The 11,038-nt window shown below is 39.4% G+C and carries 7 protein-coding genes; 1 reads left to right on the plus strand and 6 read right to left on the minus strand.

The window, feature by feature from the left end; genetic code table 11:
- The first annotated feature begins 283 nt into the window (after positions 1-283).
- Positions 284-841 (plus strand): RNA polymerase sigma factor, encoded by a 558-nt coding sequence (locus ACK8P8_RS20840; protein WP_410026260.1) that lies wholly within the window; start codon positions 284-286, stop codon positions 839-841.
- 103 nt (positions 842-944) lie between these two features.
- Here the strand turns inward: ACK8P8_RS20840 and ACK8P8_RS20845 are convergent, their stop codons facing one another.
- From ACK8P8_RS20845 to ACK8P8_RS20870, 6 genes are all read right to left on the minus strand, one after another.
- Positions 945-2,405 (minus strand): thioredoxin family protein, encoded by a 1,461-nt coding sequence (locus ACK8P8_RS20845; protein ID WP_410026261.1) that lies wholly within the window; start codon positions 2,403-2,405, stop codon positions 945-947.
- 12 nt (positions 2,406-2,417) lie between these two features.
- A complete protein-coding gene (locus ACK8P8_RS20850) occupies positions 2,418-3,377 on the minus strand; it encodes an FISUMP domain-containing protein (RefSeq protein WP_410026262.1) in 960 nt (319 codons plus the stop codon).
- 12 nt (positions 3,378-3,389) lie between these two features.
- Positions 3,390-4,418: a hypothetical protein gene (locus ACK8P8_RS20855; protein ID WP_410026263.1), complete on the minus strand. Its 1,029-nt coding sequence runs from the start codon at positions 4,416-4,418 to the stop codon at positions 3,390-3,392.
- 28 nt (positions 4,419-4,446) lie between these two features.
- Complete coding sequence (locus ACK8P8_RS20860; RefSeq protein WP_410026264.1) at positions 4,447-6,009, minus strand: RagB/SusD family nutrient uptake outer membrane protein; 1,563 nt, start codon at positions 6,007-6,009, stop codon at positions 4,447-4,449.
- Positions 6,010-6,021: 12 nt separating this feature from the next.
- A complete protein-coding gene (locus ACK8P8_RS20865; protein WP_410026265.1) occupies positions 6,022-9,615 on the minus strand; it encodes a SusC/RagA family TonB-linked outer membrane protein in 3,594 nt (1,197 codons plus the stop codon).
- A gap of 82 nt (positions 9,616-9,697) precedes the next feature.
- A complete protein-coding gene (locus ACK8P8_RS20870) occupies positions 9,698-10,870 on the minus strand; it encodes a FecR family protein (protein WP_410026266.1) in 1,173 nt (390 codons plus the stop codon).
- Positions 10,871-11,038 lie beyond the last annotated feature (168 nt).

An 11,038-nucleotide genomic window follows, 5' to 3' on the forward strand; every position in this document is an offset into this window, starting at 1 on the left:
CATGGAATTTTGAGGATTAAATAGTCCATTTGAATTTAAATAAACCAACGTTTTATTATATTACAAATATAAGCTATTTATTGGGAATCTCGAAGATTTTTTTCATCTGTTTAAATTTTTCATTTTCAACATGAAAAGAAAAAAATGAATCTTTAAAAGGACATATTCAGAATCCTAAATTTTGAATATTATCAAACGTTCCTTTTATGATTACATAAAACAACAGTTAAACACCTAATATACAGCAAATAAAATATTTGTTTTAAAAATCTATTAACCACGAGTGGACGCTACTATTATTATGCAAGATAATCTGATAATAAATCTCTTAGGGAAAGATCAAGAAAAATCTTTTCGTTACCTGTATGAAAAATATGTAGTTCAATTACGTTATTTTGCAGCCAAATACATTGACGATAAAATGGCTGTTGCAGATATCGTACAAGACGCATTTGTTCGGCTATGGGAAAAAAAATCTCAATTCCAAGATGAGAATACTATCAAAGCATTTTTGTATAGGGTAGTTCAAAATGCTTGTATTGACCTCATTCGTCATCACGAGGCAGCCCAAAATTACACGAAACACGTCATAGCAGAAAATGAAGAAGATTCCTTTCTGGACAATATACTTGAAACAGAAATATTTCAAGCTTTGCGAACTGTATTCAACGAACTTCCCCCCGCTTGCAAGGAAGTTTATCTATTAAGCCTCAACGGCAAATCCCATGAACAGATCTCCCAACTGTTAGATATCTCGATAAACACCATAAAGAAGCACAAGAACAATGCCAATCATTATATGCGTGAAAGATTAAAACACATATTATCCATATTACTATAAAGATACATTACAATATTAATTTAATAAAAAATTCTCCTCAAGATTCAGCAAGAATACATGAGGAGAATAAATTAAGACACAACACATTCAGGCACCAACTTAATCACTCGCTCTGCTTCAAACCTTGTTTCACTTTTTCCACGAAAACATCCGGAGATTGAGCTCCCACGATTTGAAAAAGCACCTCTCCTTCCGCATTCAATAAAAACATTGTCGGAAACGCTTTAACTCCATATCTCTTGCCCAACTCTCTCCCTTCCTCTGTTTCCATATCAATTTTCACGTTCACGAAACGTGCATTCATGAAATCCCCAACAGTCTTAAGCGGGAAAACTTGATTACTCATTTTCTTGCAAGGACCACACCAAGTCGTGTAACAATCCAAGAACACAAGCTTATTCTCCTGCTTTGCCTTTTTCAGTACTTCAGCAAAAGACAAATTCTCGAACTTCATTCCCTCCTTGTTCACGAGTTTATTCAAAGCTCCTTGATAATAATCTCGAGCCGTCCCCTTCATTTTGTCCATTTTTTCCTTCAAATAAGCGATAATAAGCCCCTCCTCGGCTGTGGACAAATCTGGTAAATTCACTAAACCTAAATCAACATTTACAACAAGTTGTGGATGTAAACCGCTAGATTTATGTTTTAAAATATTCAAAATTTTATTCAGGTCCCGATCCGTGTGCGCTTTGACGATATCGTACACCGTATAAACCGTGCTTGTATCCGGTAAACCATTATTTTGCATAGAGATATAAAGATCTAATAACTTCTCGCTATTGTAAATCTTCTCTCCGGTTGTATAAGGATATAATTCACCTATATACCCCTTCTCTATTAATTCATTTACTGATTTCAAACCATTCTGCTTCACGAAATCTTTCTTGTGCTCCACTACGAAACGGAACATTTCATCATCCAAGCCACGTACTTTTTTACAGTATAAATCCCAATTCTCTGCTTTACACCATTCGGATTTCTTCAATTTCATGAAAAATTCATCTGTTACCAGTTTCGCTTTTTCCCTTTCATCCGCTACATCCAATACTTTGGCATAATCCCTTAAAAACTTCACTCCCCGTTCACCACTTTCATACCTTCTATTCATCTCCGGCAAAGTCGTTTTCGGGTTCAACGCTTGAGCCAATAACTGCTGGAATTCAGGTAATTTTACACCACCGACAATCCGGTAAAGAATTTCACCGTTACTATCCAATACCAGATAATGGGCTTGAAACTTCACGTCATATTTTTTTGCGAAAGGCTTCCCCTCTTTCGTGGTCACGTCAATAAAGAAATTCACGAAATGCTTATCCATCCAATCGGCAAACTTTTGATCACTAAACACCAATTTATTCATGGCATGGCAAGGTACTGCCCAATCGGCAAAACAATTAAAGAAGATTGGTTTTTTCTCTTCTTTAGCCCTTTTCAAAGCCTCTTCAAAAGAATAAACGTACTTCATCCTTACATCTGCTTTCACTTCATCCCCGTACATGCTTTGGGCAGAAACGCCCAAAGCAATAAATAACATACTTACAAACAATACAATCTTTTTCATCATAATTTACTTTAATTATTTTTTAATACAACGTACACTATAAGCTGCTGTCAAATCGGAAGTTCCACGCATAATTTGATCATTTTCCATGGAAAGCAACCGGATAATCCCGTGATTAATCGTATCATTCTCCACAACCTTTGAAGACGACCAGAAATAAGCCCGACTTCCCTTATTAATGAAATTTGTTCCATACATAAAAGTACCGAAAACCCGAGCCCCGCTAAATAAAGCATCAAAACCGCATCCATCTTTTCCGGCTTTCAACAAGCGTCCCTCTTCTCCACCTCTCCAAACATCCAATTTATCAAGTTCCGAAAGCGACATTCCTAAATTCTCTTCTAACTTTTTCCAATCCTCATCCGTGGGCAATCGCCATCCCTCGGGCACAGCTTTCACTGCCCCATCATAAGAATAAAGAAAACCGTTTACCGATGAATAATTCCCATTCTTAGCTTCCGTATCCTTTAAATTATTTTCTACAAGCTCTGCAAGAGCAAACGGCAAAAGATTATTATACATCCTTTTAATAGCCTTCACTCCATTAGGACAAGTAACTTCACACGTTCTCTCCACCATACTTATTGCCTCAGAAACAGGCATCTGATAATCCACCACATATGCCTTTAATAAATCACCTACGGAAAAAATATCATTATATCGCTCGGATAACTCTCCCCGTTCCATGGCAGCATTCATAGAATCTGTAAAAAGTTCTACACTAACCTTTGCATCATATTCCCTTACAGCTCCTTCTTTAAACGTGTAACACCCATCTATACTTCCCAATGGCAAACGATATTTCAAATTCTCTGCCATCCATGTCTGTTCGCCAATGGTCACGCATTTATACACTTTCATATCACGTGGGTCCGTGAATTCGGAAAAAGCAACCTCCGGCTTTACCACGTGATCATCATTATTACATGCATAATAAACAATCACGCTCAACAGTATTATCATTATCTTTTTCATCTTCTGTTTACTTTATAATTCAACACCCAATTCATTGACAACAATTTCATACAGAATATTATATTTCTGCATTACCAAGGGAGAATCTCCCCATTTTTCTTCAAATTCTTCCGGTGACCACCTCAACATTTCCGTGATATACCCGACTAAATCGTCCTCTTTCTTTCGCGGTGTCCAAGTATTAGCTAACCCGCAAGAAACAAACCCCCATGCTCCTATCTTTTCCCGAACACACTTTCGAAAGTTTTCCAAACCTTCAGGGGTAAACCATTGAGCAGTCCCCCAATTATCATCAAAACACTGAGGCCCAAAAGAAGATTGTCCCGGAATATAATTCCAGCTACCGGTAAACCCAAAATCATTAGGAAACACCAAGTATTCATAATAATCGGGATCCAAAGAAGAAAAAGGAGTATCAAACCATTCCGGCTTGGAAAAACTGTAAAATTGTGTCAATAACGTCTTGTAATTCAATATTTTACTCTTCACCATTTCCTTCATCATCTCCGTGGGCAAATCACGTATCACCCCGTCACTTTTCCAATCACCTGTCATCAAAAGTGTTCGTAAATAAATTTGATACGCACCTTCACCCAAAACTTGAATATTATCATAGTTATCTTGTGCTCTAACAGATTTCACTACAAAAAAATTATACGGGTAAAGTGCTTTATTAACAAGGGCCAAATAATTCTCAATAATATTTAAAGCCTTTAATTGTTCTTCCGGTTCTACAAGGTATTCATACCGATATGCAAATTGAGAATAAGAAGAAAAATTCCATGCCAAATCCAAGGTTTCATATCGATAGATAGGATTTCCATTTATATCTTCCTTCAGGAAAGATTTCTTGATCGTATCGTTAAAGTAAATCGGAACATTATACTTCTTGTAAATCTCGTATACCCGATGTTTCACGGGATCTGACGGGTCGTCTTCAATCACGTAAAAATTCTCGTACTCGATTTTCTGTGTTAAAGCACCTTCTTTCGAGCAACCGAACATAAAAATAATCAATACAATGTACAATATTGTCTTCATACTCGTGTGGTTAATTATTTTATTCATTTTATTTTTCATCACCGGCTCCACCAGCAGACCTATAGATTAAATGAGAATACTCCCTTTGCTCCCTTGGATTATCCCGCATACCGGTATCAAATTCCAACACGGACTTTGGAATAGCAAACGTGTATGCCAAATCGTTTTCTTGCAGAGAATAAACTTCCCCATGTTTAAACTCACGTCTATTATCCCAATCATAAACAGAAAACATATGTTCTATGACCTTTTTAAAAGGAGCTTTACGGCATACGGCATATCGGCGTAAATCAAACCAACGGTGCCCCTCGAAACACAACTCCTTTCTTCTTTCCTCTCTCACGGCTTCCGTTATATCTGCTGCAGAATATTCAATATCCCTGTATTCAGCTATCCTATTTCTCCTCAAACGATTCAAGTATTCGGAAGCCGTACCGGGATCATCAGACATGGCACACGCTTCTGCCATATTCAAATACCCCTCCGCTGTTCTTAACAACCAAAAATCAGAAACATTCGAGCGATAAACACCTCTTTTGTATTTTCTTCCCAACCCTATACTATCTATCTCCGAAGCATTAGAAAAATATAAATCACGTCGACAATCAGCCTCCTCGTATAAACGGTACAAATCTTTAGTCACGCAAAAATTTCCCCCTAATCCCGTGATATCATTCTGTAAACTCAAAGAGCCTTGTGAAAATAAAACTTCAACACTATTTTCAGATATTGCGACCGCTTCCGGGTCCGTGAGTGAATTAAAATTATACAAGTCACGTCTTAACTTCAAAAAATCCTCGGCGGCTACTCGTGCATTTTTCCAATCTTGCATATACAAGTACACCCGACTTAACAACAAACGTGCGGCTGCCTCAGAAGCCCGATAAAAAGAGCGAGTCTGGGGACTTTGTTGAAAACACTTCACGGACACCTTCAAGTCATCCACGATCTGCGCGTAAACCTCAGCGACGGACGCTCTTTCGAATTGCGTGTTTTTATCTTTATCATGTTCCACGTAATGCGTCAACTTCAAGGGAACTCCTAAGGTGGATGCCGCAGTTTCCGGAGCATAGGCATTAGCATACACATTCACCAGTACCAGATAGAATTGGGCACGCAAAAACAAACATTCGCCTTGAAGTGTCAATGCATCCAATTTTTCTTGTGGTGAAGCCTGACTCACGTTTTTCAACTCGTTCAAGATAATATTAGTGGTATTTATGCGACTATATAACTCATCCCACAAGGCATTATCTCCGGATAAATTTTTTTGGTCATAATCTCTTCCCACCTCGTATTGCCAAGTATAGTAACCGTAATAAGTAGTATTCAAGTACACGTATTCGTTACTCGTGTTAGCCGTGTGCATTATCACAGTATTAACGTCATCATCTAAAATATGTAACCACCATCCGACAGTACCTCGGGCTAAATCCTTCACCTCGCTACTTGGTAAGTATCCGCTTCCTAAAATTACCTCGTTTAAATCGGACACTGTTTTGGGTATAACCAAATCTTGCGAATAATCTTCCAAAAAATCAGAACATCCGGCAAACAGCACCACGATAATACTATATATAAAATATTTCATCTTAATTTCTATTTAAAAAGTTACATTAAATTGAAATGTATACGACGGTCGAACAGACAGATTCGGTTTCGCAAATCCCGATTGCGAGGGATCTTGACCTTTCAATTCTTTCGCCGACAGGGTAAACAAGTTCATCGCGTTCAAACTCACTTGGATTGCCTCAAAAGGAGTGTACGACAAAATATCCTTACCGAACGTGTAGCGCAAAGACATCGAATTACATCTAAGATAATTACCGCTTACAACCCGAAGGTTGGATTTATCGTACATATCCCACGTGCTACGGGCAAATTTCTGAATATGCGTTGCATTATTCAGGCTACTTGAAAAATGAGCATAATAGTGCATGTAATCAGCATCCGCCGGACTCAATATAGCGGGAATATTTGTTTTCGTTTCGTCACCGGGAACTTGCCAACGATTTAAAAACTCCTTTCTAACATTAGCTTCCGCACTCACCCCGGATACAATAGGCTCGTAAAGAGCAAATAAACGCACCTTTGAACCTAACCCGTAAGCCATATTCATCGTCAACGTGAAATTCTTATAGGTGAAAGTATTGGCAAAATTTCCACTGAACTTCGGTTCTCGCTGCCCACTCTTTTCCATGATCATCAAAACGGTTTCTTCCAACGATTTATATTTCAAAAGGTGTTGACGATCAGCATAATCATCAAATACCGGAGTTCCATTTTCAGGACTCAATCCTAAAAATTTATACGAATAGAAAGAACCTATCGCCGTACCGTTAATAATTGCTGTTCCATTCAAATAATCGTCTATAGTATAAACCTCAACTGTTTCCGATTCCACCTTATTCATATTTCCGGAATATTGAGTAGAAAACAACCACTGGAAATCTTTTGTTTTTATAGGTTTCACTTGCAAAGCGATCGAATAACCGTCATTTTTTAAATCACCGCTATTCATCGTGTAATTGGAAAGTCCATTAACTGTTGATACTCTTACCGAAGTGAAACAATCTTCTGTCTTTTTAAAATAAAGAGAACCTTCTATATTCACGCGAGATTTAAAAAATGACAAATCCAACCCGAGGTCGAAAGAGTGAGTCTCCTCCCACTTCAGATTCGGGTTCGGGTAACGGGCGATAACCGATACATTTTCATTATACATCGGGTCTATCGTTCCTTGTTTAATCGTCAAGTTCGGACTTTGATCATCCAACATATTACCCTGATAACCGTATGAAGTCCTAAATCTTGCTTCATTTACAAAATTCCAGTTTCTTAGAATATTTTCTTTCAAATTCCAACTCCCGGAAATTGCCCAAATAGGCAAGAATTTATCATTACTTTGACTACCGAATTTATTAGAAAAATCACAACGCGCATTAGCATACAGCGTGAAATGATTACCGTAACTATAACTTAAAGTCAAATATCCGGACACCTGATGTGAAATTCCATGTTTCAGTGTTCTGTGATTTTCGTTCAACCATTTGGCATAGCGAGTATACAAGGTAAGATCAACTTCATCAATAAATTGCATTCCCCGATCTTTTACATATCCCCGGTTTTCATCACTGATACTCCGTGAAGTCGAGCCATTCATCTCGAACCCTCCGGTAGACATAATCATATGTTGATCATCACTACCGAACGGTTTACGAAAATCGTATTGTACACGGAATACATAACTTTCGTTTATCGTGTTGGTCGTTTTCAAGATACCACCGTAAGGCAAATAACACTCCCCGTCATCTCCCGGCATAGGAACTTCCTCGTATTCGGCATTTTTCCAACGAGCCGCGTAATGTGACTTTTCACCCCACCACTGTTCTTGCAAAGTACTACTTCGATTATAATTTCCGGCTACAGTAACATCCAACTCCCTCCACGGTGAATATTTCAAATTCAAGCGAGCACCTAGCGTGTTTCCATCATAGGAGTTTGAACTATTGTCAATCTCGTTCAAAATATTATACCTAAACAGACTGGCCCACCTATTCATCCCATTGTAAGCCGATTTCTCGTAATAATACAAAGTACCATCCGGGTTATAGCAAGGCAAGGCACGTGTTGTATTGTAAGCGTAGTCCATCGCATCAATTTCCGGCATCAAATGATTCTTCTTTTGCACGTTCCCGTCTAAAGAAAAACTAGCTTTTACTTTCTCTGAAAAAGTCATATCCATATTTATTCTCGCCGTGTATCTTTCTGTGTATGTCGTTTTAGATACTCCATCCTCGTAATTATACCCTAGGGAAGCATAGTAACGTACACTCTCGGTACCCCCCGAAACACTCAAAGTATGATCGTGAGAATAAGTATCTTGTGTCAAAATATCGAACCAGTCGGTATTCACTGTTTCATATCTCTTCACTTCATCTAAAAACTCGTCGTAATTCGTTTGTCCCGTGTAAAGACGATATGCGGCACCTTCATACCCCACCATCGGCATATTACTTGGGAACGGATAATGCAATTCCGTCAAATCCTTTCCGAACTGTACACGTTGCTGTGAATTCATCAAATTGATATTACGGTCAGAATAACGGGGACGGCGTGTGTATTTTGACGAATGATTATAAGAAACACGTGCAGGCCCTATCGCCCCTTTCTTTGTTGTTACCACAATCACACCGTTCGCCGCACGGGTACCGTAAAGAGCTGTCGCGGAAGCGTCTTTCAACACGTCAATACGCTCAATATCCTGAGGATTAATTCCGGCGATAGCATTCCCGATAATATTAATATAATCAGGATTGTTCAAATCGTCATTACTCACGTCTACCGGATCATCCAAAATAAAACCGTCCAAAACCCACAGGGGTTCCCGGTTACCCAACAACGTGGAGGTTCCTCTTACGCGAATACGCGGAGTTGCCCCAACCTCTCCCGAGTTAGTCATCAACAATAACTCCGGTATTCTCCCTTCCAACGCTTGATCAATACTCGTCATACCCGGCACCAACACGTCTGCCGCGTTCACGGTAGTAATCGCACTTGTCAAATGCTTCTTGTCAATCGTTTGATAACCCGTGATTACCACTTCATCCATCTCGGCGACATCTTCCTCCATCTTAACATTGATGTTCAGTTTCTCTTTCACGGTAATATATTGAGTTTTCATACCGATAAAAGAAAACATCAATATAACCTCCCCGGTTGTCGGGACACCAAGTTTGTAATTACCATTCACATCTGAAACAGTACCGACGGTCAACCCCTTGATTAAAATCGTAACCCCGGGTAAGGGACTTCCGTTCATGTCTGAAACTTTTCCCGTGACCACTTTCGTCTGTTCCGCCTTTGTCTCTTCTCGCCGAATGACAATAGTCTGCCCGTTAATAGCATAAATCAATCCTGTACCCTTCAAACAATCAGAGAGAACTGCATCAATCGTCGCATCCTTGTACGAAACATCCCTCTGCTTAAAAGCGGATAAGTAGGAATCGCTATAAACGAAATCATACGCCGAGATACGTTTAATCTCGTTGATGACCTCTTTTAAAGTAGCATTTTTCAGACTAAAGGTCATTTTTACCTCCTGACAATAAGCTCGTTGGCTTAATTGAGTCGTGAAAACAAGGAAAAGCAGGAATAAAAACCACCTTTTCCTCACAACATTAAAATTTTTCTTCATAGATTTGTATTTGAATTTAATAATCATTCTGCCCCTGTTCGCATCAGAGGTAGTTTTTAAGTAGCGTTACCAGCGCTACTTTTTATTTTACAATCACGGTATTATCCTCTATTTCAAATTTCACGCATCCTGTTTCTTCCAGCAAATCAAGCACCTCTGCGAATACCTCGTGTTTTTTGATATTCAAAGAGAAGGGTAACACACGCGACTCTTCCCGTTCGAAAACCACGTTAAAAGCGTACCACCGTCCCAAATCTTTCAGAACCCGTTCCAAGGGGCAATTGTCAAAAATCAGACGTCCGTCTTTCCAACCGATATATAAATTGACATTAACCTCTTTCGCATCCAGCCGTCCATCCGATCTATTGAACGTAGCCTGCAAGTCCGGAATCAGGATAACACTGCGCTCCTCGGATTCCACGCTCACTTTCCCTTGTTTTAAAGTCGTTTTGATACATTCTTCGTCACTGTAAGCCCTTACCCCAAATTCTGTACCCATAACTTGAACCCGCAGGGGATCGACATCCACGATAAAGGGTTTGGTCGCATCTTTTCGTACTTCAAAATAAGCCTCTCCTTTCAAACGAACTCTTCTCTCTTGCCCCGTAAAATGCGCCGGATAAGATAATTCCGATTCGGCATTCAGATATACTGTCGAGCCATCGGACAAAACCAACACGTATTCGCCTCCCCGGGGAATCCGCAACGTATGATATTCGACTATCGTATCCACGTTTCCCGATGAATAAGTCAACATCTCACTATCGGCAGATAAAGTAACCCTATGATTGGTCAATGCCTCCAAATCCTCTTCGTTCTTTAAATCGAACTCCCTCCCGTCGGACAAAACCAAAATAGCCCTAGACTCCAATTCTTGGATTGCATTCCTTTTGGCTACCACGACCTCTTTTTCCGGAATATATTTCTCGTTACTAAAGTATAGCACTCCACCGACAGACAATAACATAACGGCTATCGCGGCGTATTGCAAAACTCTTCTTAACCCGATTCGACGGCTCCCTATCGTTCTCGTGTAAATTTGTTTCCACTCGGCATCCATCTCCTCTCCCGTCATTTCATGAGCCGTCAGGCTCTCCTCGAAATGTCGACGGGAAATCATCCGTTGAAAAATCTCCTCGTTCTTGGAAGATTCCATACGCCACGCATCCAAATCCTCCATTTCCCGCTTATTTAAGTTGCCTTGCACGTAGCGGGCGATCAATTGAACTATATACTCTCGTGTTTTTTGTGTCATATTCTTTGCTTGTTTCTCCTAAAACGGAACCCTACCCGTTTGGTGTAATATGAAATATGACCTTTTTTCAAAAATATTTCACAATTCACTTATTTGCAATATTTTAGGTATTTATATACCACCTTGCAGTGAATAATCACCATAGATATTTAGTAATAATCCCGTGCG

It is taken from the genome of Butyricimonas muris (assembly GCF_046365375.1).
Lineage (GTDB): Bacteria > Bacteroidota > Bacteroidia > Bacteroidales > Marinifilaceae > Butyricimonas > Butyricimonas muris.